Raw genomic sequence first — 23748 nt, forward strand, 5'->3', positions numbered from 1 at the left:
ACGATCCGACCACGCATAATGTTTTCTTGCTTTCATTAATTTTTTTCCTGCATTCATACCATTGGGCACTATATCACCTTGAATTTGAAATTATTTTAATAACGTCATTATTTAATAATTTATAATCTTTTCCAATTATTCTCTTGGTTCTCCCGTTAACGGCACGTATAAAGTTCTTCCCTATGTCCGTGTGTATTTTGTATGCCAGGTCCAGTGCAGTATCACCATCTTTCATGAGATATGCATCCGGTAGTACATTTCCGTTTTTGTCTTCCCACCTGGTTTCGTCAAGAACAGGGTATACAACAATGTATCCCAGGGATTTTATAATAGCAGTAAGTACGTCATAAAAACGCATTATACTCCCACTCTTATATTTTAATATTATCTCGTTGAGTACAGTTTTTTGTGCTTCCCCAGATTTAGCTGTAAATGTAAAATCATTTCCATCTGAGCTTATGTATCCATTATTGAATGCCTTTTCTATTAAAAGTTCATACTGTGCGGAAATCAGATAGCTTGTTTCCTCACCCGAAAATTCTTTTAACGCCTCTTCTGTCAGCAGATCAGATTTATTTCCTATGTTGAATACAGGTTTGGCATATTTTAGTATAGCTTCTGAAAACCTGTTTATATCTTCATTTCCCCAGTGTATAAGTTTGTCTGGAAATTTCTCCCTAGTCATTATAAAAATGACATCCTTTTCATTAAGTCCGAAAGTTGCAGCCTTCTGTAGCATCTTGACTTCAAGGCGTTCTGGGCTATTGTCTTCCTTTCTGGAAAATTTCTGCCAGTCCTTGGATATTTTTCCGTTCATCCAGTTTACTATCTCTCTGTATACAAATTTCACATCTTCCCCGGGATCATGTTTATTCTCCGATGGATTGCCTTCCAGATCGGTCATGCCGGAAGCATCAAAAAGATTGATTATTATGTCAGCATCCCGCACGTTGTCGAGAAACTCATTGCCCATACCCTTTCCCTCGCTTGCGCCTTCTATCAATCCCGGGACATCAATTATTTCTACGGGAATATATCTTATACCTTCAACGCATCTTCCTTCCCGGGGATTGCATTTAGCAGTTATTTCATTTTCCGGGCATTTGTCCTTTATAAATGAGATGCCCACATTAGGTTTGATTGTGGTGAAAGGATAATTTGCTATATCAACATCTATTGATGTTATGGCTGAGAATAAAGTAGATTTGCCAGCATTTGGCTTTCCTATCAATCCTATTTTCAACATCAGGATTCAACTTCACGCATGTCATATCCCTTTGGGCAGTTTATCTTACCAACGATCTTCTTGACAACTATTTTCTTATTTCCTTTCATGTTTAAAAGATTACATTTTTCGATGTTTGGGCAGGTAAGATAATCACATTTCATGCTCCGCAACTCCATTGAAGACCCTTCCATGAGCCGTTTCCCATTCTGGACATTGTATGTGTTGGGCACTTCTTCAACATCAATTGTGGAAACCTTATCCCTGTCATAAACAAAACATGGGTTAACCTGCTCCTTTACCTCCGTAATTCTATATGATTTTCCTGGCTCCAGATTGAAGCAAACATTCTTTATCCTGCATTCATCACATTTTCCTGATAATGGGCCTCTGAATGTAAACACTAAATCTTTTTTAGCCAAGTCAACGCCAATTAAACTTATTTTATTCAATTTGATCACATTCCATAAAATTAAATGGTTTATTAAAGTTATGATTTAAAATTATATAATCTCCACATCCAATATTAACTTAATAATTATATTACTCCAGTCAATTTCAACGCCTTCCTGGAAACCTCTTCACTCAGGTCCGTTTCCCCAAGTATGGTATATCTCTGGGGTCTCAGTCTATGGGCTATTGACAGGGCTTTGATGGCAATTTCATCCGGTATCCCATAATCATTTGCTTTTGTGGATACCCCTATTTTTTTATAAGTGTCATAAAGCATTTTCCAGTCTCCACCGTGAAGGTACATGGCTGCGAGGGACCCCATTGCCACCTGCTCTCCATGCATTGCATTTCCAGGTCCCAGAATTTCAAGTGCGTGTGCAAATAGATGTTCACTTCCGCTCGCCGGCCTCGATGTTCCAGCTATAGCCATGGCAGTTCCAGATGCAAGTATCTGTTTTGTTATCATCCATATGCTGGCTTCTAGTCCCGGCTGAATAATATTAGCATTTTCTATTAACTCCCTGGAGGAATACTCAGATATCACTGCTGCTGTTGTACTAAATCCCTCACCTTTTATCCTGTTGGCCAGTTTCCAGTCCATAACTGCTGTAATATTGGCTATAACATCAGATGCACCGGCAGCGGCAAAACGATATGGTGCCTTTGCCATGATTCCGGTGTCTGCTATGATAGCCGTAGGCATTGCAGCTTCTATGGATAGAAAAGATTTTCCGTCATATATGGATGCTCTTGGGGATGCAATACCATCATGGCTTGGTGCAGTAGGGAAACTTATGAATGGCACATTAAGGTCAAAGGCAATCTTTTTGCCCATATCAATTTTAGACCCTCCTCCAATACCAATAATCAGTCCTATCTTTTTATGTGATATCTCTTCCTTGACCATTTGTATTGCTTCCATCGTTGCAGTTCCGGTCATAATAATGTGATACTGAAGTCCATGAAGTCGATCCACCACGGCTTTTCCCGCTATTCCGTACGTTTTCTGTCCCGAAATGATCAAAATTGTACCAGATTTTAAATTTTTTTCAGCCACTTGACGTATACTATCAATGGCGTTATGCCCAATGTAAACATCGTTGGGAAAATGCATAGCCTTGGTTTTATTGAATTCCATCAAATTATGATATTCAATTAGAATATAAATTTACGTATTGAATCCGATTATAAATTACTATTACACAACATTTAAATATGTCAGACAATTATTATTAGTATGAACAGGTACAATAAATTTTTTTATGCTGGAATTGTGATAGTATTACTGACATACCTGTTTATTTTTCTTCTTCCGGTAAACACTCTTTCAGCATATTTTGAATCGGGACACTATTTCGGCATAATACCCAGAATATTTCCATTATTCCTGATATTCGGCGATGTATTTGTTGTCGTCGGACTTCTCTTTCCGTCCACTAATTTCAATAAGCACAGGATTTACCTTGTGTCAGCAGCATTAACATTTATAATTGCAGGTGCCACCATATCATTGGTATCGCACGTATCCCCAATAAATGGGAACCATTACAACGGGCTCCGGGCAGGATATCTGATTGTAGAAGGCCTCTCTCTTTTATTTTTCACTCTGGTTATAGCCTATTACATTTCAATTGATTCAAAAAATAACAGTAATTTAATAATGCGGACAGGGTCATCTGAAAATTTAAAGGATAAAGATAATAGGTGATAATATATACAAGAATATGAACCTGGACGGTGAATTGAAATCCTTTGAAAGATTCATGATTACAGAAAGAAAGAGCTTCTACACTATCAAGGAATATAAATTTCTAATTTCCGGATTCCTCTCATTTTGTAATAAGGATGTTTCTGCAATAGACTTCGATGATATAGAAAATTACAAAAATTTCATTGTAACCGAGAAACAATATTCAAAGGCATCGCAGTATCTGGCTATGAAGGCACTTAAGCTTTATTACAAATTCAAGAATAGGGAAATGCCACCGAATCTCGTGCCACCAAGAAGGTCACAGAAAATGCCTGTTTACCTAAACCAGAAAGATGCCGGCGTATTGATTAACGGTGCAAAGGGGACGAGGGATATTGCTGTGATATCTGTTTTTCTTTATACAGGTATCCGTGTCAGTGAATTAACTAATCTGCAAATAGGGGATGTGGATTTTGACGAAAATATAATCTATATACACAGTGGAAAAGGGGATAAAGACAGAATTGTGGTAATGCCGGATATTTGCCGTGACCATGTAAAATCATATATGAAAGACAGGATAAGAATAAAATCCAACAATAATTATCTTTTCATATCTAATAAGAAAACAAAATTTAATACAAGCACAGTTGAAAGAATGGTAAAAAGAGTCGCAGGAAATGCAGGGCTAACAAAAAATGTGACACCACACGTTCTAAGGCACACGTTTGCAACATCCATTTTACGTAATGGCGGGGATATACGGTTTATACAGCAGATACTGGGGCATTCAAGCCTTGCCACAACACAGATATATACCCATATTGATGACAATACATTGAAGGAAATGTACTCGAAGCATATGCCAAAATATTAATTCTCCCTTTTTATAAGGTATTCCAGCAGAAAATCAAGCATTTCAATCGTATCCCGATTGCCATCAATTCTTGCAAGGGCTGATCGCGCAAGGCCGTTGTATTCGTCTATTTTCTGCTTTGTATATTCATAGGATCCTGTTGATTTTACTATCTCTCTTAGGCGGTTAAAATCAGAATCATTTATATTGCCATTTTTAAGACAACTTTCTATGAACTTCCTTATTTCTTCGCTGGAATTTTCATAGGCTTTTATCATTAACAGTGTTTTTTTGCCCTCATTAACATCACTTTTGATAGATTTGCCCTGTCTTTTCTTCACTGCCGAAGAGCCCTAACAGATCATCATAAAGCTGGAATGCTATGCCGGCATATTTTCCGTAATCTTTTATGTCCTGGATATATTTCTTATTCCCGGAAAGGTAGGCACCCATAAGTAAGGGCCCCTGTATGGTGTATCTAGCAGTTTTAAGGAAATGCAGTTTTATAAGTCGGTCTTCGCTATACACATCCTCTATGGAGGAATATATGTCCAGTATCTGTCCTTTCCCTGTATCCTCAATTATTTTTGAAAATTCAAAATCGGCATCAAGGAGATTTTCCAGGCCGAACCCAGAACGCAAAAGTGCCTCATGGGAGAATGTATCAATGAGATCACCTGCGCTGATTGCAATATTTTCGGCGATCCTTTCCACACTATCCCCATTCAGCGTTTTTTCTACTGCCCTGTGGAAGCTGGGTTTTCCCCTGCGCATATCACTCTGATCCATTATATCATCGTGTATTAGCAGAAATGACTGTGCCATCTCTATGGAAATTGAGGCTTTAATTATTCTATCATCTGGTTCGGCAAACATGCTGTAGCCCATTATCATAAGTATTGGCCTTACACGCTTGCCTCCATTCATTGTGAAATCACGTAGCTTTTCTATTACGTGGGCTATCTTGCTGTCATTGCATTCATCTAATTTATACTTAAAATATGATTCAAGCTGATAATTTATCCGTTCCCTGAGATCATCAAGGCGTTTTCTGTAATTTTCCATATTGTTCAATTTATCCGGTAATCAGTTAAATTATTATTAACTTTTTTCATGATCTTTTCCACTTAATATTAATATACGAAATATAAATACCTTATATTATGGCAGGAAATTACGTATATAAAAAAGACGATGAAGCTGATGATTATAATGAACGTGGAATATCCTATTTCAATGTGATGCAATATCCTGATGCAGTGAAAGAATTTACAAAGGCAATTAATCTTATTAAAACTGATCCTGATTTTTATATCAACCGGGCACTTGCTTATTATTCTATGCATATGAACAACGAAGCAATAAAGGATTGCAAAAGTGCAATAGCGATTAGTTCGGACAGGGGGGATTATCATAACACACTTGGTTCCATATATGATGATATGAACAAGTTTGACGATGCCTTAATTGAGTTTGATGCAGCGATAAAAATTGAAGATGATGTGCCAGATTATTATTACAACAGAGGTAACGTTTACTGGAGAAAAGGGGAACGTGACAGGGCTCTTGAAGATTACAATAAGGCTGTGTATTTGAATTCAGCAGACCCTGTTTTTCTTTATAAAAGATCACAGATATACACTGAAATGAAAAAATATGAGGATGCTATTGCTGACCTGGAAGAATGCATAAAACTTGCAAGAAATCCTGAATATTATAAGGATGAGGCAAATATATATACCTTAATGGGCAACAGGAAAAAGGCACTGGAAGTGGTGGAAAATGCACTGAAGACCTCTCCAGAAAACCTTTCCTTAAAGGCATTGAAATCTAAAATAGAGAATGTGAAATAATTTTTTTGAAATTCATACACAGAATGAAAACCTTAGATATAATTTTCTTGAAATATTAAGGTAAATAAATTTAATAATATGATATTGATATTAATTTATGAAGGCAATTGAATTTGCAAAACCCGGAATAGAGAATATAAAAATAGTGGACAAAAGCCCAGAAGGAGAGGGCATAAAGGTGAAGATAATAAAGGCGGGGCTAAATCCACTGGACTACAAACTCATAGATGGAAATGTGGTGTATAATGTCAATCCAATGCCACATATACCTGGTTCTGAGGTCATGGGGATTGCCATGGAAGAAGGAAAACACATACATAAGGGTGACAGAGTAATTGTCTACAGCCATATTTTTGACAATAGCTGTGACATGTGCTATTCTGGGAATGAACACCTGTGCTACAATGGAGGTCTATGGGGAGTAATGACAAATGGAGGATATTCTGAATATATTAATATTGGTGAGCAAAATCTTTTCAGAGTTCCAGAGGCCATAGACGACAATACTGCTGTTAGCATAGGCATAGGTGCATTAACTTCCTATAGGGCACTGAAGCGTGCCAGACCTAATGTAAATGATAAGATACTCGTATATGGTGCTGGAAATACTGGAATATTCACAGTTCAGATAGCACGCCACATGGGGCTTGATGTTTATGTATATTCCAGGAATAAGGATCTGGAAAGCCTGGGAATTCACGTACTGGATTCGATTCCAGAAGATTTTTCTGCGGACATTATTATAAATCCTCTTGGAGGAAAACTCTTTGGCGACTCTATAAAGCATTTAAGGAGAAGGGGGAAAATAATTACTTATGGAATGCTAACCGGTAGAATGGCAGATCTGGATATAGCCAATGTTTATACAAATGAACTGGAAATAATAGGATCAACCGGAGGGACCAGAAAGGATTTATCAGAGCTTCTTGGCATGCTTGACAAAAGCAATTTCCGGCTCCCTGTCTATAAGGAATACAGCCTGTGGGATATAAAAGATGCATTATACGCATTCAAAGACAGGGTAAATGGTAGAATAGTCCTTAATCTATAAGGATTTTAATTTTTTTATGCTTCGAGCAATCCCATTTTTGAATATATAGGAAGCCGAGACCAGAATATCCGCTCCCGCTTCAGCAGCAAGTTTTCCGGTTTCATCGTTTATCCCACCATCGATTTCTATTTTGGTGCTATAATTGTTATCATCTATATATTTTCTCAGGGCACGGACCTTTTCTAGGGATTTTTCAATAAATTTCTGGCCAGAAAACCCTGGATATACAGACATAACAAGAACTATTTCACAATTTGGGATAAATCTGTATATTTTTTTGATATCTGTATCAGGGTTTATTACAATGCCATACTTTATATTCTCATTATCCAGTTTTTTTAAAAAATTTCCAACCTCTATTGGTGTTTCATAATGTATTAAAAGAACGTCGCATCCAGCATCTATGAAAGATTTATAATATTTGTCAGGTCGTTCTATCATAAGATGGCCATCCAGTCTGAGATCGGTGCCTTTCCTTATGGCCGAAACCATATCAGGCCCCATAGTTATATTATCTACAAAATGGCCATCCATAATATCCAGATGAAATGACCCCGCACCCGCATTCTGGCATTCTCTTATCTGAGATCCCAAGTCCAGGAGATCACTGGAAATAATTGATGGAGAAATTTCCATATTTTTCACGTTATAGGATTATAAGCTATGATTTATGTTTTTTTATCACAAATTTTTCAGATATAACAAGTTGATGTTTCAATTTTCCCACATAATTTTATAAATATATGTTCTCAAAAATCCTGTTTTCAATAGATTACATTCTATTCGCATATGTATCTGGTTTCCGTTCTCCAGTTGTATTTTCCATGTTGATAAGCACTGTGTCTGAAGAGTGGTTCTACACTCATAAAAGTTAAAAGCATGTGTTATATAGACTTTGGTGAATGCTGAGCTAAAGGGACTGAACAGGACAGAACTTCGATACCTTGTAAAATTACTGCCAGTATTTTTGAAATTCAGCTCTGACCGTAAAAAATCCAAAAAACAGGAAGAATATGATTATAGAATAGAAAAGCATGGCCGGTCTGCAGTGAATGCATTTATAGAACTTGGTCCAACATTTATAAAGCTGGGACAGGTGTTATCAGCAAGACCAGATCTTCTGCCAAAAGAATATCTGAAGGCTTTTTCCGATCTCCAGGACAAGGTGCCACCGGATAATTTCCTATATGCAAGGCAAATGATAGAGGAAAATGTTGGGAAAATGGACAGGACTTTTGACAGTTTTAATGAAAATGCCATATCAGGAGCTTCACTGGGTCAGGTGTACCGTGCAACCTACAGGGGAATAGATGCGGCTGTAAAGGTAAACAGGTATAATATAGACAATATATTGAAACGGGACTTAATTATAATAAAGAAACTGCTTAACATGTTCAAGCGTTTCATGGACAATTATCTTTATATTAGCATATCAAACGTACTTTCTGATTTCTCTGCAAGGATATATGACGAAACAAATTACCTCATAGAAGCGGAAAATATAAAGCGGATAAAAAATAATATAAAAAAATATGATATTATAATACCCGAAGTCCTTTTTGCATCCAAGCAGGTTATAATACTTACCTATATTGGAGGAACCAAGGTTACGGATGTAAAAAAACTGCAGGAAAAGAAAATAGACCTTCCAAAACTGGCTCACAACATTGATCTCACATTTCTCAGAATGCTGCTGAGGAACGACATATTCCATGCTGATCCACATCCAGGCAACATAGCCGTATCTGATGAAGGAAAAATAATACTATATGATTTTGGAATGGTAGGAAAACTGGATGATGATACTAGATTCAGGCTACTGAAGCTCTATGACGGCCTTATCAATAAGGATCCAGACACCATCATGGATTCACTACTGGAGCTGAACGCGCTGTCTCCTGCCGCAAACAGGGGAATCATCCGGAAGGGAATAGAACTTTCAATAGCCAACCTTTCTGGAACTAATGTGAATGAAATGGATATTAGAGAATTGCTTGAAATCGCCAATAATGTAATCTTTGAATTTCCCTTTCATCTTCCCAGGGAGCTTGTATTATATATGAGAATGTCCTCCTTGCTCGAGGGCATATGTAAGACACTTGATCCAAATTTCAAATTCGTGCTTGTACTTCGTGACATACTTTACAATGAGGGAATGCTTCAGGAATTATATCTCAAGGAAATGAATGAATTTGCCCAGAAATCTGTAATATCAATTGAAAAAGGTCTTGATGTTCTACCATTGCTAAAACGTGCACTTGAGGAGAGAAATGGAGAAAGCAGGGAAAGCAAAAAACTTCCTGTCACCGTATTTCTTTCTGCAATTCTCATTGCAATGGTCCTGTTTTCCAGAATTCACCCAATATTATCCTATGTTATTATAATAATAGACATTATTCTTTTTGCTTATACAATAAAAAAATAATTATTCTATTCTAACCGTTTTAACGTTTTTTACTGGTATTTTCAGGGACAAAACTCCATCGGTGTATTTTGCAGAGAAATCCTGTTCAGTATCTACTTCCATGGGGAGGGACATTCTTTTGAAAACTTTTTCAGGTCTCTGGTTCTCAAATACTGTACCCTCAGGTTTTATTTCCCTTTCAGCCCTGATGACTATGGCGTTTTTCTCCAGAGTAACCTTTATGTCATTTCTGTCAAATCCGGGAAGGTCTGCCTCAATTCCTATATACCCATTGTCTTCGTACACAGTGACTGGCGGATACATGAAAGTCATTATTTCCTTTGCACGATTATTTATGTTTTTTATAAACTCATCTGAGTAATACTTTAGCGGTCTGTACATATTTTAAATATAAATTATGAGTACTAAAAGTTTATGTTACATGGAAAGAACGGTGAAATTTATTATATTCCCCAATATGAATAACATCTCAAACCAGCTCTTTCAAATAACTTAGCAGCTCACTGATCCATATTGTTCAATATATTTTCAGTGAAAAACGACGTTGATGCATTTCCTCCCATGTCGGTGGTTTTAACGCCAATCTCAATGGTTTTAAAAAGTGCCTTTTCTATGGTTTTTCTGTATTCAGGGTAACCAAGCCAATCCAGCATCATTGCCGTTGACATTATCATTGCTGTTGGATTTGCAATGTTCCTACCAGCTATATCCGGGGCACTGCCATGAACAGGTTCAAACATTCCCATGCTGTCAGATACATTTGCACTGTAGGCAAATCCGAGACCGCCAACTGTGCTAGCCCCCAGATCAGAAAGTACATCTCCAAACATATTTTCAGTTACAATAACATTAAGTTCCTCGGGGTTTAGTATCATATACTGTGCCATTGCATCAGCATACATATACCTGGGTTTTATCTGTTTATATTCCAGTGAAACCTCAGAAAATATTTTCCTGAAAAATGCAAAGGACTTTAAGACATTGCTTTTGTCTGTGCATACTACAGATCTCTCCCCATTTTTTGGGGCGCCCTCCGTTTTTAAGGCAAGATCAAATGCAAATTTTGCTATTCTTTCAGTACCTTTTCTTGTTATAGTTTGATTATCTATTGCAACCTCATCACGCAGTACAAGGCCCCCAAAATGGCTGGAGTAAAGCCCCTCACTATTTTCCCTGATTATGGTATAATTAATGGAATCCATGCTTTTATATCCTATAAGGGGTGAAGAAACTCCTGGTAAAAGTCTTACTGGTCTTACATTGGCATAAAGATCCAGGTCAAATCTGAGTGCAAGAATGAGGTCAAGGGCTATTTCGGTACCCCCTGTGTTCCTAAGTTTCGGATCCCCCATTGGAGCCTTCAATATTGCTCTGTATTTTCTGGCCTCCTCAAGTATGTTTTCGATTTTATATTTGCCCTGATCAAGGGATCTGGCACCAATGTCGTATTTCACAGGATTAATATTTACACCGAAATTATCATTAAGTTTTTTTAAAATTTTTGTGCCTGCATCCATAATCTCCGGCCCTATACCGTCACCATTCAATACCATTATATCCATATTTTTCAATAAATCAACAGTAATATTAATGGTTTGTTATTAGAAATAAACATAAGATGATGCGTTTTATCATTCAAATATGGAAAGCACAGACATTTCAGCGGCCATTCTTGCCATCTCCGCAACAGTATCTAAAGACTCCTTATATTTATTGGATGAGGCGCAAAATACCGTATCACCATATTCTTGAGGCAAAACCAAAATTAGCGGACTCGGCGATGTAATTTGCCTCACTGTTGCTAATAATTGCATTTGTTATCACGGCTCCTATTGTTGTATTAAAACCAAGTTTTCTAGTAAAAATTTGCCAAATATTACCATTATCCATTTTATAACTTAGTTCTTTCAGGGATTTTAGCTCACTGCCAGTGATATTTTTTCCATCAAAATTATATACATCCCCAAGGCTGTTCAATATTACAAGCACACCTACTTTTATATTTCCCCTGGAAATTTCGTAGTAACCCTGACCGGATTTTATTTTTCTGTCTTCCTTATATTTACTTACAGTGGCACCTGTACCACCCCAGTAAGGACCAATGGGTATATCATTTCCGATGGACTTTAATGCATTTATAGCCCAGGAAGTGCCCGGTATCTGGTCATTCTCAGAGAGATCATATATAGCAGCACCGGGAACTATGGGTATGTAATTGCCATCAAATTTTAGGCTCCTTCATGTTATTTTTCATCCATTCATAAATCCCTGATATTATGCCGAGACCAAACACACTTTTTCCAGTAAGAAAAATGCCATCTATAGAATAATCGCTCCTGTGTGTTGATTTAAGCAAATCCGTTTCATGGGTAGCCAGTGCACCACCGGATTTGAATATGCCGGCAGTGTTTGGTCTTTTGCAGAGTAATAATGTCATTCCTGAATTCATTTCTGTATCGGTGTAACCGCATATTGAAAACCCGTCAACTGTTATACTTGAAATTTTACTGGGCAATTTTATCCGGGCCTCCATACCTGAATGTTTCCGCCGATGCAAGAATCCCCAACATCATAATCAATTCTGCCAGGAATAGCCACAGGGTCCATGCCGCGAAAAGGCTATGCATAATTGTTGAGAAGAATAGACACAATGCTGATGGCAAAGCCACCGAATATGGCACCACCATTATAGGCAAAACCCACACCTGTAGTCCTGAATGTTTTGCTGAACGACTCAGCCAGAAATGCAGGAAGCGTTGAAAATATCATGGCTTCAAAGAATGCCTGGACACTGAAAACTATAAGGTCTATTATGGCACCGCCCTTAAATGCAAAAAATGCTATGGGATATGTTAGGATAATAAAAATCAGCGAATAAATCAAAATGCTTTTCTTTCTTCCAACTATGAGCAGCGCGGCTATACCACCTATCCACACACCAAACAGTGAAACTAAATTTATAAGGGCATTGTATGTTCCTATTTTTGCGTCACTGAGTCCTGGATTAAGTAATGCGAGAAGTGCTGGATAAAATGAGAATGTTACTGTATTTATGAACAGAAGTCCTGATGTGAATATAAGAGCAAAGATCAGAGGTTTCCCTCCTTTTTTGAAAAGTCCCACAACAGGTTCCCTTAATATTTCATTATTTTTCTTCATGTCATCAAAGATCTGAGTTTCAGATGTAATGTAACGTATTATAAGTGTTAAAAGCCCTGGTATTATGGTTGTAAAAAATAAAACCCTCCAACCGATTACTGCAAATTCAGCCCTGCCATAATATGAAGAAAGTGCCGCAAAAACAAATGAAACTATAAAAAATCCAGTCCCAAAACCACTCTGCACAAATGCCCCAACTGGTGCCCTTTTTTTTGCAGGGACATCCTCCATTGATAATGTTGTTCCCCCACCATACTCTGCCCCGGCAAAAGTTCCTTCTATGAATAAAATTACATATAAAAGTATGGGTGCAACAATGCCAATAGATTTATATGAAGGTAAAAGCCCTTTTGATGCTGCAAATACTGAAAATCCGATTATAGTAATTACTAACATGTTTTTCCTGCCTATTTTATCCCCAAGGAAATTGCCAAGCGCTACTGATCCAACAGGCCTGGCTATTTCTTCGACAGCTAGCCCACCGAAGGTTGCAACTAGACCGTAAATGCCAATGGTGCTTGGAAAGAAAATTGTTGAAATTGTTACTGCAACAAGAGCATATGCTATAGTTGTATAGCCATCCATTAACCATCCAGAATAAGCTGAAATAACCTGAAGCCATCTTTGTTTTGTAAGGCCATAAACTGTCATCCAGGTTTTACGTTTTGGTTATATATAAATTTTTTTTATATATAATAAATTATATTATAATTTATATTATAATGTAGAGCAGTTAAAATAAAAACCTATATATAAGAATTAAGATTATTTTTTCTGGTGTATTATAAAATGGCAATTGAAAATAAAGTATTTACTGTAAATGGCAGAACTGCACTTGTAATTGGTGCTGCTAATGGTATTGGCCTTGGAATTTCCGACCTTTATGCTCGAATGGGTGGAAATGTTATGATGTCTGATTACGATTCAAAAAGATTATCTGAGACGAGTAAAATTTTAAAAGATAAGTATGAAAACGTTGAATCAATGCAGGTTGACATTAGAAAAACCGATAGCGTAGCAGAGCTTGTGAGAAAAACAGAGGAGAGTTTCGGAAAAATAGATGCTGCATTTATCACACCCAGTATAAATATCAGAAAGAAGTTTTTAGATTACACTGACGATGAATTCCAGAGGGTACTGGATCTCAATTTAAAGGGGAATTTTATAGCCATGCGTGAAGTTGCAAAATCTATGGTGAATAAAAAAGTTAACGGAAGCATAGTAGTTTTATCCTCCATTAGAAGTATGATGGTTGAAGAAGGGCAATCAGCATATGCAGCGACCAAAGCAGGCATAGTACAGCTTGTCAGAGGCCTGGCATGTGAGCTTGGCAAGTTCAATGTACGTGTAAATGCCATAGCACCAGGTGTTGTTGATACACCGCTGACACAGCAGATAAAAAATGATCCCGAATGGTATAAAGCATATAGCGAGAGAAGCGCGTTAAACAGATGGGCATCTGTTGATGAGATAGCTGGACCTGCTGTCTTCCTTACCACGCCTGCAGCATCATTTATAGACGGGACGGTAATTTTTGTTGACGGTGGCTGGACAGCCATTGATGGCAGATTTGAACCAAAATTATAGGGCGATAATGTGGATCCAATAATTGAAAATTTAAATAAAAATATTGATGTAATGATTGAGGACGCCACAGAATTCCTTGCAAAAATGATTAAGATACCCACTGAAAACCCCCCTGGAACGAATTATGAACAGTTCGCCGATCTTTGCAGGGCAAAACTCATGGATGAGGGCTACAGAACAGATATTATTGAGGTACCCACGGATAGATTGCAGGAATTATGTGAGTTTGGAAATGGTCCACGGCCATCAGTGATAGGCACAAAGGGCAGTGGAAACATAAAAATTGTATTAAATGGCCATTATGACGTGGTTCCAGCGGGAAGGGGCTGGAAAACAAACCCATTCATGTCTGTAAATGACGGTAAATTCATTTATGGCAGAGGATCTAGTGATATGAAAGGGGGCATTGCAATGCAGGTATACGGTATAAAACTACTTGAAAACACAGTTCCGGATATATGGAAAAAATTAACCGTAACACAGACGGTCGTCCCTGATGAGGAAACGGTTGGAAATAAAAATGCTGGAGTGTATTATCTTGTTGAATCGGGTAAGATATCTAGGGAAAATACAGATTTCGTGATTTATACTGAGCCGCTGGGGGTTAACAACATATGCTATGGCCACCGCGGTGCTATATTTATAACTGTAAAGGTTATAGGCAAAAAGAGCCATGGTTCAATGGCATATCTCGGAAAGGACGCGATAGCAGGTACTACAGATCTTATAAGCATTATAAATAAATATGGAAAGAAAATTGAGAAATCAAGGATTTCAAAATACAATGTAATTCCACCTGGTTCAAAAAAGCCTGGTCTGGCAATAGGTTATTTAAAATGTGGTACATGGGCTAATACCATAGCGGATGAATGCGAATTTTCTATTTATCGAAGATTGATACCGGAAGAAAAATTAAATGAGGAAAAAGACAAACTATACGATTTAATTATGGACTATGCAAAAAGTTCTGGGTATGAAGTCAGGATCAATGAACATTATATAACTGATAGCATAATAGAGAATATAGAAAATCAATTTTACCGTCTTTTCAGGGCAGGCCTTGGGGAAGCCCTTGGAAGTGAACCGGAATTAGTTCTGTCTCCAGGAACATTTGATATGAGATTCACACATCAGGCAGGAATTCCGTCACTTAATTACGGTCCTGGAATCCTTGAGGAATCTCACATGAATGATGAAAAAATATTGATTAATGATCTTAAGAAATCCATCGTTGGCTTTGCTGCAGGTCTTTATGAAATAACCAGGGGTGTGTGATATCCTAAATTCCCATAATATTAGGCACTATGACCCCTATTTTCTCAAACAGTTTCTTCTGATCCTTCGTCAGTTCCTGTATCACAATATTTTTCTCCGATACCTTGCATTTCAAATTCCGCAATATGTCAAGGGACATTTCAACAGATCCAATTTCCTTCTGCATTTCCATGTATACTATCAGTGAAAGGTCATCCTTTGAGTATGAATATGCCTTCTCCACAAACTGCCTGGTATAATACAGTGGTATAAGCTCATCACTTTCAATGGGCTGTGAACTCATGAGGACCATGAACCCTTTCCTCTTTCCAGAGAATGGATCGTATTCGTCCATGTTCCCTGCATTTTGGTGATATTGTAATATCAGGATTCTGGAATGACTCCATTATTATATCGTGTTTCTCCTCAGCTGTATATACTCTTCCAGACATTTACATCACCTCCTTTAAATACTTATATAAATCATCTGTTATATATATCTCTTTCCAGTTGTTTAACCTTAAACTATCCATAACCGGTTTCTTCTTTTGAGGTTGCCATACTGTTGATAATTGTCTTCAAATAGCAAGTAAGAAGGAGGATAAAGCATACCCAAGTCCTCCTCCAATGGATTTAAAACTTAGGATTATTGTGGAGTTTTCCGATGCCCGGTCAGTTGAAGAAATTAAAGTATCAACCAGTGGTTCAATTACAGCAGAAGAAATGGCAAAAGAGAACAATAGGAGCAGAAAAATCAAATGATTGACCATTATGAAAGTAAGTGAAACGAACAATGCAACCATTATAGCATATATGCATATTAACGCCAGTCCAGTATTTACCCTTGCGTAAGACCTCAATCCCCTTGTGTTGATTGCAAATTGTATTGCCATATATAATATAGTTTCTCCTTCAATTGCGCCCAGTATCAATGTGTCTGGAACACCTTGTTTCAACCCAAGGCCAAATACCATGCCCATCCAGAGATACTGCAGGAACCAGTTCAAGCTCGCAATTATCGTAATGATTGCAATCTTCCTGACCATGGCAATCTCTCCAGAAAAGAATTTTGGCTTTATCTCGACCCCTCCAAAATACCTGAAGTAAAACAGAAATAAGGCTGCCAGAGTAATAAGAGACAATAGAATTGACAAAAAAAGGATCTTATCTGGAGTGACATAAGTAAGTATCGGGGCAACAAGAAACGCAAAAGCCTCAGCACCGGTAACCAGTGAAAAGAATTTTGAAGGTTCACTCAAATCCTTGGCCCAGGTAATTTCAAGGTTATATACATAACTTCCAGTGAACATTCCTAGGAATAGAGATACCGATATACCAACCAGATAAAGAACAATATTATTAAAGAGGATAGCGAATGTGACCACAAGAAACAGGAAAGACAGGTGAACGATCGGTAAATTTCTGAATAGCCAGTTCTTATGCACTAATAGGGGTAAGAAACCTCGGATCACAATTGAAATACCATAGAGACTCCCAATAATTGGTATTGAATTGGAATATGCAATAAAATTTGTTGAATATATAGCAAAAGCACCAATCATTGTGATGAAGAAGTCCAAAAATACTAAATAAGGTTGTTGATTTCTCATTTTTATTCCTTCCAGTTTTTTATAATATCCTCAAATACGGTCAAATTTTCTAGATTCAGGATTTCATTAAAGTCGCTTTCTCTGATATTCTTAAAAATTTTCGATTTTGTACGATCTTTGAGCATCAATGGATATATGGTTTCCATGGGGATAACAAAACCATCTGGAGTTATAGCGATCTCCCTCAGTTCTGCGTCATTTCTTTCATAATTGGAAACTTCAACTTCTGTATACTCCCTTAAATTTTTAAGATAGGAGTTTGATGGAGATATTTTTACATGTTCATTCAAAAGAGACAATTCTAAAATATCAATCTCATTAAGGTAACCTTTCACTGCAATTTTATTTAGTTGTTCTAAAATTAAAAAATCTCTTTCAGTGTTTATATTCACCGAAAGTGCAGTAACTCCAGAACTTAATTTTTTATATTCTGTCAATAAAATTAAAACTCTTTTTAATTCTTTTCTCATTTTTTCAACGTCCTTAAAATAATAAAAGTGGAATGTGACTTGTAATCCGCTTAACTTATTTTCAGTCAATTTTTTAATCTTATTTTTATTCAATAGAGTAGCGTTGGTTATCAAGATGGTTTTTCTGTTGTATTTTGAAAGTGTGGAAACTACGTGATTTACAAGTCCAAAGTTGAAAGTGGGTTCTCCACCGCTCAAAAAAAATGGTATATCTTCGTTAAAAGAGCGAACTAATTTTTCAATAATCCAAGACCATTCAGACAGCGATAGGGGATTTCTAAGATAATTTAAGTTATGAACTGGGCAATATGAACAGTTTAGATTACACTCATAGCCCATTACCAATGTAACCCTATCCAATGCTTTGTGTTCTTTCATAAACTAGTTATTGTAAAGTGGAAATTACTTCCTCTTAATTTTCTTCATCATTGCCTGATGTAGAATTCTGATGCTCAACTTTTCACCTCCAGTTAATTATAAGTTAAATTTAATATATAAGATTTTTCTTAAAATCGGCTTTGGAAGAGATTTTTGGATATCGGGCGATTACTTAAATTGTTAAGTATAACCTTAACTCATCATTTTTTACGTAATAGGTCAAGATTTATCTTTAGGGTTGACACCAGATCATTTGCTTTCTTTGGTATCTCACTCATGATCTCTCCGCTTTCCATTCTATAGGCCTTTACCCTTGAAAGTATAAGCAGAACATCCCTGACACTGTATTTCCCATCTATCATATTCAGTATCTGAAAATGGAGGTACAGAGACAGAAGGTTCAGGAACATGTAGGAGAAGAGCATGTGATCATCCCTGAGATATGATCTATCTGCTTCAAGATCATTCTTGTACACATTGAAGGCATATTCAACATATTCCCTCTGCTTATATAACCTGTATATCCTTTCCGGATTCTCTCTGAGATCAGAAAGTAGGTATAGCTTACCGAAATACTCAGATCGTTCATTGAATGATGTTTTGCTCCTTGCATTTTTATGTATGCGTATGAGGTAATCCTTCTCCTCCTCACGTTTCAGAACAGGATCCTCAAAGATATACACATCATTCTCACTGTTCCAGTACTTCACCGGCTTTCCATCATACATGAAGACACCTGAGAATTCTCCAGAATCTGGAATAAGTGATGAATTCCTCCTTAATGGTATGATGAAACTGAGATGCCTTTTCTTAAGCTTCTTCACATTGTCTGCAGGGAAGAATCCCTTGTCAGCAACTATAACGCATCTTTCAACACCAGCAATGTCAACAGTATTGGCCATGGCTGTGACATCCCTTATTGACCCCGGCAGTATACGGATAAATGTTGGCATTGTCCTGGTTGAGGAGAAGAGCATCATTACATTGATCTGTGGCAGGTGAATCTCCTTTGAATTATGGCCAATTTCCAGGAATGACATATTTTCAAACCTTGAGAATATTGCAGTTGAATCCATGAGTACATATTCACCCTTTTCTGTGAGCCTCTTCATGGCCTTGATGCTGTTGTCTTCCGGAAGTGAGGATAGCATTCCGGATATTGAAGAAGCTGTCATGGATTCATCTGATATCCTGGAGAGATATGTCTTCTCATAGAGGTACCGTACAGATTTCATGGGCAATGGCTGTATATTCCTGAGGATTACATAGTTGATAATCCTCCGGTACATGTATGGATATATATCCTTCAATACAGGAAGTATAGTCTTCTCTGCTATTCCATAGAGCAATGCTATATTCCCATATTCATAATCAGACCTTACCATGCCTGTAGATCTTGGTTTTATTATTCCATCCTTTGTCACAACACCGAGGTACTCTCCGGTTACCTTATCAGCCCTTTTCTTGTCTTTATTCCATCTGCTGGACATTTTATATGCATAATACCTCTCACCGGAGACCCTGATCTCCACACCCTTGGTCTTGTATTTCCTAACCCAGTCTGGAAGTTCTACCATATTACACATTATACGTAATATGGATATTAATCTTTCCATTCAATGCAGATAACCAGAAATACTATGTTGGTAATGGATTAAATGTAAAAAATAGGATGCCTATTACATAGAAATTAAAGAGTTAAGGGTATAAATAAAATTAACGCAAAAGTCCAGCTATATAAATTAATAAAAGGAATAACAGAAGTACTTGAATAAAGCTTCAACTCTTATAAATATCCGTGGGCACAGAGAATTCAAGCCTGATAGAGATAATGCCTCTATACTCAAAGGATTTAATATAAGTCCATATGCAAGTGCAAGTTTTGTCGGTGAAACAGGAGCCTCAATGCCCTGGTATGAAGTAGCTCACCATTCTAAAGATGGGAACAGTGCTTTGGGAGACGACTTTTGTTCTACTGTTCAGGCTTGTATTCTGCAATAGCTTTTTCCAAGACATTATGTGCTAATGTGGCGCATTTCACTCTACTAGGAAATTGTGATACACCATGCAGTGCCTCTAAATCACCTAAAGGAACGTTTGAGGTTCCACCTGCCAGGAAGGCTTTGAAATTTGATACCAGTGTCAGTGCCTCATCAACAGTTTTTCCCTTAATGGCTTCAGTCAGCATGGATGCCGATGCCATACTGATAGAACATCCCTGCCCGCTAAAGCAAATGTCCTCAATTCGTCCCTCCTTTATGATCAATTCCAATTTAATTTGGTCACCGCAGGTTGGATTTAATAGTCCGGCACTTTCCGTAGGATGTTCCAAATGTCCGTAATTTCTTGGCGACTGATTATGTTCTAATATCTCCTCACGGTAAATATCATCAAGATTCATAATTTAAAGTACCTCCTTGCTGTCTTTATGGCATCCACAAGAGCATCAATGTCTTGACCACTGTTATATAGATAGAAGCTGGCACGGGCTGTAGATCCAACATCCAGCCAGCGCATCAAAGGTTGGGCACAGTGATGTCCGGCGCGGATGGCTATTCCCTGCGCATCAAGAACCTGAGAGACATCATGGGAGTGTATTCCTGAAATGTTAAAGGCTACAACGCTGGTTCGTGGATAAGGCGGACCATAGACTATGACTCCAGGTATCTCTTCTAACCTCTGATAAGTTTCTTGTGCAAGTTCCCGGCTGTGCTCCTCAATTCTGGACATGCCAATAGCATTTAAGTAATCCACAGCGCTGCCAAGGCCAATAGCCCCAGCAATATGCGGTGTACCCCCCTCAAATTTTGCAGGGAGTTCGGCCCAGGTTGCATGTTCTCTGTCAACATATGCAATCATTTCTCCACCGAATACGACTGGGTCCGAAGCCTCCAGTAAAGCTTCTTTGCCCCATAAAATACCTATTCCAGTAGGCCCCAGCATCTTATGGCCGGAAAAAGCAAGGAAATCTATTCCCAGGTTCTGAACATCTGTGGGCTGGTGCGGGACTGATTGAGCCCCGTCAACGACCATAATAGCTCCAACCTCGTGCGCCAGTTTTGCTACCTCAGCTATGGGATTTATGGTGCCTAACACGTTTGACACCGCTGAAAGGGTCACAATTCTGGTTCTGTTGTTAATTTGTTTTTTTACGGATTCTATAGTAATTGTCCCATCTTTATTGAGATCAATGTATCGTAAATGCGCTCCCTTTCTCTTCGCTAACTGCTGCCATGGGATAATATTGGAATGGTGTTCCATGGGAGAAAGGACAATTTCATCCCCTTCTTTTAAAAATTTATCTCCCCACGCTCGAGCAATAGTGTTGAGGCTTTCGGTCGTTCCCCTGGTAAATATTACTTCACGGGCAGAGTTGGCATGGATGAAGCGTGCAATCTTTTCCCTGGCGTCCTGCATCGCTACCGTTGCTTCTTCTGCCAGAGTGTGTACACTCCGCAAAACATTGGCATTGGTGTTTTCATAGTATCTGGTGATGCAGTCAATGACTGATTGTGGTTTTTGGGATGTTGCAGCTGAATCCAGATATACTAATCGATGTCCATTAATTTGCCGCTTGAGTATGGGAAAATCCTCTGTGATATCAACCAATGCTGTAATCATGCTTTTAACCCCATTTCGTTTTTAAGTAATATAACATTCATCTAACTCCCCCCAATGAGACCCCATCCGAAAGGGTGGGAAGGAATTGGGGTGCGAATTGCAATCCTTTTCCATATTTTACCAGCTTGACCTTCTTCGTGTTTATGTCCATCTTCTTCCCTCCTCCTTTTATTACGATTGATTTCCCATAGTTATGCATACCAACAACACTGAATCTCTCATGATCATACACAACTATATCTCCAGGCTGGAATGCATATCTTTTCCTTCTTATTGATGGCATGAACCCCTTTCTGTTAATTTGAAGGGAACGGTTATTTCTCCGTCTCTGTGTTGCATTGAAAACAGTGGATCTTACCTGCATGTTCCTCCAGCAATCACAAATGCATCGTTGGCATGGGTTTTATCCAGACCAAGAGAAATACGATTCTTCTTTGTAATGAATCCCAATGTATGTTCTGATCCTGTAAGTTGTGTAAGCTTCCACCTTACAGTGTTCATGAATGCTGCATCTCTCATGGTGATCAATGCCCTCTTCCTCACTTCAGGATATCCAAACTCTTCTGCTGTGAGGTTGTTCTTCTTCTGGTTACAGTCATGACATGAGATTGCGAGATTATTGACCGTATCGGGACCATCTCTTGATCTGGGCGTTAGATGCTCTATTTCAAGAGGCACACCTGTCTTGCCACAATACACACATGTGCGATGGAATTTCTCAAGGAGATATTCCCTGATCTCATATCCCTGAAGTTCTCCCTGCTGGTATTCTATTCCACTTATCTCAGGATTCTTCATCTTCTGGGTATCAAAGGATGCAACCTCTATCACTGTGTTTGATACGGGAAGTATTCGCTTCAACTTCTCAATCAATCTTATATGAGTTTCCAGTTTGTGTTCAATGCTTGGTGCGAACCGTCCTTCTTTATTATTGCCACGATTCATGAATCTTGGTTTCCTGTACCAGAGCTTATTTCTCTTTTTTCTGCGGTACATTGCCTTTTCTTCATTGAGCTTCGGTATGTCAGTTCTTATTACTACTTCCCCGGATATGAGTTCTTTATTGTCTGTTACAGCAGAAAAACCTATGTGTTTGTATCCAGAATCTATGCCCAGTGTTATTGTTTCCACGTTTCCCTCACAATGCCAAAGCAACTGTATTGTGAACGGATTAGAAGAAATTACTTTGGCTTTCTTGTCACTTAGAAGATGTCTTGCCTTGGCGGGTTTGCATGGAATCAATGGTTTTCCATCATCGTTTAGAATAAATACCGGCATATCGGCTTTATGCCCTCCTACCGGTGAGAGTAGGTCCACATGGGGGTTGTTAGAAGGGGTTTTTAAACCATGCACACTGAGAGTTTCCTCTCTGTTTAATGCATGATCACAGTTGCCACGGACTTGTGGAGCATCCGTAGGTGTGTATGTATTTCTCCGGTCTAACTTCTGCTTCTCTTTCATATTTTTCTCCATGTTTTCAAAGCCCCCTAATCAACTCTTGCGATGCCCCTCACGGGACAAGCCCCTTCCGTCAGGGAGGGGTAGTTGGCCTCCATGGATAACGAGAGCAAAAGAGACTATAGACCTGTTTTATAAAACTATTTGCTATTGGATGAAAATAAAAGATGATCATCTCTTAAAATTATCCCATCATTAAAGGCATCCTTTATGAATTTGCTATTTTTAGACTTCAATTTATTTACTTCATCTATTGTTAATAATATTGTTTCATATCCAGGAGGGAAATCGATATTTTTTAATCTTTGTAATGGATTGCCCTGAAAATCTCCAATAATTAATATATCTATATCACTCCACAAATTAAAATCTCCTCTAGCATAGGACCCTATTAATATTGCTGTACATTTAAATTTAAGGCTATCTGCATATTTGATTGCATTATGTAATATATCATTTCTTTGATTCATTCTTTTTTCAATGATTTCCATTTATTTTCAACCTCATCGATTATTGTTTCAGAACAATTTATTGCCTCATTTGCTTCGTCCAATGTGTAATAATCTTCTGGTACTCCTTCCGACCATGCATCAGTGTACCGTGTTGGTATATAGTATTTATCTATTATTTTAGCAGTGTTGACTACATGTTCATCAAA

At 37.9% G+C, this 23748-nt stretch carries 29 protein-coding genes; 7 read left to right on the forward strand and 22 right to left on the reverse strand.

Annotated elements, in window-relative coordinates; translation table 11 throughout:
* Positions 1 to 73 precede the first annotated feature (73 nt).
* The 3 genes from ychF to AMDU4_RS10365 all read right to left on the reverse strand — a co-directional run bounded on the left by ychF (position 74) and on the right by AMDU4_RS10365 (position 2816).
* A complete protein-coding gene (gene ychF, locus AMDU4_RS10355; RefSeq protein WP_021787926.1) occupies positions 74 to 1246 on the reverse strand; it encodes a YchF-related putative GTPase in 1173 nt (390 codons plus the stop codon).
* A complete protein-coding gene (locus AMDU4_RS10360; protein ID WP_021787927.1) occupies positions 1246 to 1686 on the reverse strand; it encodes a UPF0179 family protein in 441 nt (146 codons plus the stop codon). Before AMDU4_RS10360 ends, ychF begins: the two co-directional genes overlap by 1 nt.
* A gap of 77 nt (positions 1687 to 1763) precedes the next feature.
* On the reverse strand, positions 1764 to 2816 hold the full coding sequence (locus tag AMDU4_RS10365) for an NAD(P)-dependent glycerol-1-phosphate dehydrogenase (protein ID WP_021787928.1): 1053 nt from the start codon (positions 2814 to 2816) through the stop codon (positions 1764 to 1766).
* Positions 2817 to 2915: 99 nt separating this feature from the next.
* Here AMDU4_RS10365 and AMDU4_RS10370 point away from each other — a divergent pair, with 99 nt between their 5' ends.
* Together AMDU4_RS10370 and xerA are read left to right on the forward strand one after the other, a co-directional pair.
* A complete protein-coding gene (locus tag AMDU4_RS10370; RefSeq protein WP_021787929.1) occupies positions 2916 to 3386 on the forward strand; it encodes a hypothetical protein in 471 nt (156 codons plus the stop codon).
* A 16-nt stretch (positions 3387 to 3402) separates the two neighbouring features.
* The gene (gene xerA / locus AMDU4_RS10375; RefSeq protein WP_021787930.1) at positions 3403 to 4245 is read left to right on the forward strand and encodes a site-specific tyrosine recombinase/integron integrase; all 843 of its coding nucleotides are present in this window, start codon (positions 3403 to 3405) and stop codon (positions 4243 to 4245) included.
* Here the strand turns inward: xerA and AMDU4_RS10380 are convergent.
* Both AMDU4_RS10380 and AMDU4_RS10385 read right to left on the reverse strand, forming a co-directional pair.
* On the reverse strand, positions 4242 to 4565 hold the full coding sequence (locus AMDU4_RS10380) for a polyprenyl synthetase family protein (protein WP_021787931.1): 324 nt from the start codon (positions 4563 to 4565) through the stop codon (positions 4242 to 4244). The two genes, xerA and AMDU4_RS10380, sit on opposite strands and share 4 nt — an antisense overlap.
* Positions 4531 to 5289 carry a polyprenyl synthetase family protein gene (locus AMDU4_RS10385; RefSeq protein ID WP_021787932.1) on the reverse strand — a complete coding sequence of 253 codons (759 nt, stop codon included), beginning with the start codon at positions 5287 to 5289 and terminating at the stop codon, positions 4531 to 4533. The genes AMDU4_RS10380 and AMDU4_RS10385 overlap by 35 nt, the downstream gene beginning before the upstream one ends.
* Before the next feature lie 98 nt (positions 5290 to 5387).
* On the opposite strand from AMDU4_RS10385, the gene AMDU4_RS10390 reads away from it, so the two are divergent.
* Entirely contained in the window at positions 5388 to 6077 is a 690-nt protein-coding gene (locus AMDU4_RS10390) for a tetratricopeptide repeat protein (RefSeq protein ID WP_021787933.1), read from the forward strand.
* A gap of 97 nt (positions 6078 to 6174) precedes the next feature.
* Entirely contained in the window at positions 6175 to 7128 is a 954-nt protein-coding gene (locus AMDU4_RS10395) for an alcohol dehydrogenase catalytic domain-containing protein (protein WP_021787934.1), read from the forward strand.
* On the opposite strand, the gene rpe is transcribed toward AMDU4_RS10395, so the two are convergent.
* Positions 7123 to 7764, reverse strand: a complete 642-nt coding sequence (gene rpe / locus AMDU4_RS10400) for a ribulose-phosphate 3-epimerase (RefSeq protein WP_021787935.1) — start codon at positions 7762 to 7764, stop codon at positions 7123 to 7125. The two genes, AMDU4_RS10395 and rpe, sit on opposite strands and share 6 nt — an antisense overlap.
* Before the next feature lie 262 nt (positions 7765 to 8026).
* Here rpe and AMDU4_RS10405 point away from each other — a divergent pair, with 262 nt between their 5' ends.
* Positions 8027 to 9553: an AarF/ABC1/UbiB kinase family protein gene (locus AMDU4_RS10405; RefSeq protein WP_021787936.1), complete on the forward strand. Its 1527-nt coding sequence runs from the start codon at positions 8027 to 8029 to the stop codon at positions 9551 to 9553.
* Here the strand turns inward: AMDU4_RS10405 and hsp14 are convergent, their stop codons facing one another.
* The 5 genes from hsp14 to AMDU4_RS10430 form a co-directional block, all read right to left on the reverse strand.
* Positions 9554 to 9934 carry an archaeal heat shock protein Hsp14 gene (gene hsp14 / locus AMDU4_RS10410; protein WP_021787937.1) on the reverse strand — a complete coding sequence of 127 codons (381 nt, stop codon included), beginning with the start codon at positions 9932 to 9934 and terminating at the stop codon, positions 9554 to 9556. It lies immediately after the preceding gene.
* Between the two features lie 119 nt (positions 9935 to 10053).
* On the reverse strand, positions 10054 to 11115 hold the full coding sequence (locus tag AMDU4_RS10415; protein WP_021787938.1) for an isocitrate/isopropylmalate dehydrogenase family protein: 1062 nt from the start codon (positions 11113 to 11115) through the stop codon (positions 10054 to 10056).
* A 175-nt stretch (positions 11116 to 11290) separates the two neighbouring features.
* On the reverse strand, positions 11291 to 11764 hold the full coding sequence (locus AMDU4_RS10420; protein ID WP_306766125.1) for a P1 family peptidase: 474 nt from the start codon (positions 11762 to 11764) through the stop codon (positions 11291 to 11293).
* A 10-nt stretch (positions 11765 to 11774) separates the two neighbouring features.
* Positions 11775 to 12086, reverse strand: a complete 312-nt coding sequence (locus AMDU4_RS10425) for a hypothetical protein (RefSeq protein ID WP_290705028.1) — start codon at positions 12084 to 12086, stop codon at positions 11775 to 11777.
* Positions 12087 to 12172: 86 nt separating this feature from the next.
* Positions 12173 to 13363, reverse strand: coding sequence for an MFS transporter (locus tag AMDU4_RS10430; protein ID WP_021787941.1), 1191 nt, complete (start codon positions 13361 to 13363; stop codon positions 12173 to 12175).
* Between the two features lie 144 nt (positions 13364 to 13507).
* Here AMDU4_RS10430 and AMDU4_RS10435 point away from each other — a divergent pair, with 144 nt between their 5' ends.
* Both AMDU4_RS10435 and AMDU4_RS10440 read left to right on the forward strand, forming a co-directional pair.
* Entirely contained in the window at positions 13508 to 14299 is a 792-nt protein-coding gene (locus AMDU4_RS10435) for an SDR family oxidoreductase (RefSeq protein ID WP_342765606.1), read from the forward strand.
* Between the two features lie 9 nt (positions 14300 to 14308).
* A complete protein-coding gene (locus AMDU4_RS10440) occupies positions 14309 to 15574 on the forward strand; it encodes a M20 family metallopeptidase (RefSeq protein WP_021787943.1) in 1266 nt (421 codons plus the stop codon).
* A 4-nt stretch (positions 15575 to 15578) separates the two neighbouring features.
* Here the strand turns inward: AMDU4_RS10440 and AMDU4_RS10445 are convergent, their stop codons facing one another.
* The 11 genes from AMDU4_RS10445 to AMDU4_RS10495 all read right to left on the reverse strand — a co-directional run.
* Positions 15579 to 15908 carry a hypothetical protein gene (locus tag AMDU4_RS10445; protein ID WP_290705034.1) on the reverse strand — a complete coding sequence of 110 codons (330 nt, stop codon included), beginning with the start codon at positions 15906 to 15908 and terminating at the stop codon, positions 15579 to 15581.
* The gene (locus AMDU4_RS10450; protein WP_021787945.1) at positions 15838 to 16005 is read right to left on the reverse strand and encodes a hypothetical protein; all 168 of its coding nucleotides are present in this window, start codon (positions 16003 to 16005) and stop codon (positions 15838 to 15840) included. The genes AMDU4_RS10445 and AMDU4_RS10450 overlap by 71 nt, the downstream gene beginning before the upstream one ends.
* A 126-nt stretch (positions 16006 to 16131) precedes the next feature.
* On the reverse strand, positions 16132 to 17163 hold the full coding sequence (locus AMDU4_RS10455) for a hypothetical protein (RefSeq protein ID WP_021787946.1): 1032 nt from the start codon (positions 17161 to 17163) through the stop codon (positions 16132 to 16134).
* A 2-nt stretch (positions 17164 to 17165) separates the two neighbouring features.
* Positions 17166 to 18011, reverse strand: coding sequence for a radical SAM protein (locus AMDU4_RS10460; RefSeq protein WP_021787947.1), 846 nt, complete (start codon positions 18009 to 18011; stop codon positions 17166 to 17168).
* A 200-nt stretch (positions 18012 to 18211) separates the two neighbouring features.
* Entirely contained in the window at positions 18212 to 19588 is a 1377-nt protein-coding gene (locus AMDU4_RS10465) for a transposase (RefSeq protein ID WP_290705037.1), read from the reverse strand.
* Positions 19589 to 19983: 395 nt separating this feature from the next.
* Positions 19984 to 20412, reverse strand: coding sequence for a Fe-S cluster assembly sulfur transfer protein SufU (sufU, locus tag AMDU4_RS10470; protein ID WP_021787949.1), 429 nt, complete (start codon positions 20410 to 20412; stop codon positions 19984 to 19986).
* Entirely contained in the window at positions 20409 to 21632 is a 1224-nt protein-coding gene (locus AMDU4_RS10475) for a cysteine desulfurase (RefSeq protein WP_021787950.1), read from the reverse strand. The genes sufU and AMDU4_RS10475 overlap by 4 nt, the downstream gene beginning before the upstream one ends.
* A 37-nt stretch (positions 21633 to 21669) precedes the next feature.
* On the reverse strand, positions 21670 to 21996 hold the full coding sequence (locus AMDU4_RS10480) for a hypothetical protein (RefSeq protein WP_290705040.1): 327 nt from the start codon (positions 21994 to 21996) through the stop codon (positions 21670 to 21672).
* On the reverse strand, positions 21987 to 23093 hold the full coding sequence (gene iscB / locus AMDU4_RS10485) for an RNA-guided endonuclease IscB (RefSeq protein WP_021787952.1): 1107 nt from the start codon (positions 23091 to 23093) through the stop codon (positions 21987 to 21989). Before iscB ends, AMDU4_RS10480 begins: the two co-directional genes overlap by 10 nt.
* 137 nt (positions 23094 to 23230) lie before the next feature.
* The gene (locus AMDU4_RS10490; protein WP_021787953.1) at positions 23231 to 23581 is read right to left on the reverse strand and encodes a nucleotidyltransferase domain-containing protein; all 351 of its coding nucleotides are present in this window, start codon (positions 23579 to 23581) and stop codon (positions 23231 to 23233) included.
* On the reverse strand, positions 23557 to 23748 hold a 192-nt coding region (locus AMDU4_RS10495; protein ID WP_290705043.1), incomplete at its 5' end, for a HEPN domain-containing protein. The genes AMDU4_RS10495 and AMDU4_RS10490, both read right to left, overlap by 25 nt.

Source organism: Ferroplasma sp. Type II, assembly GCF_000496155.1.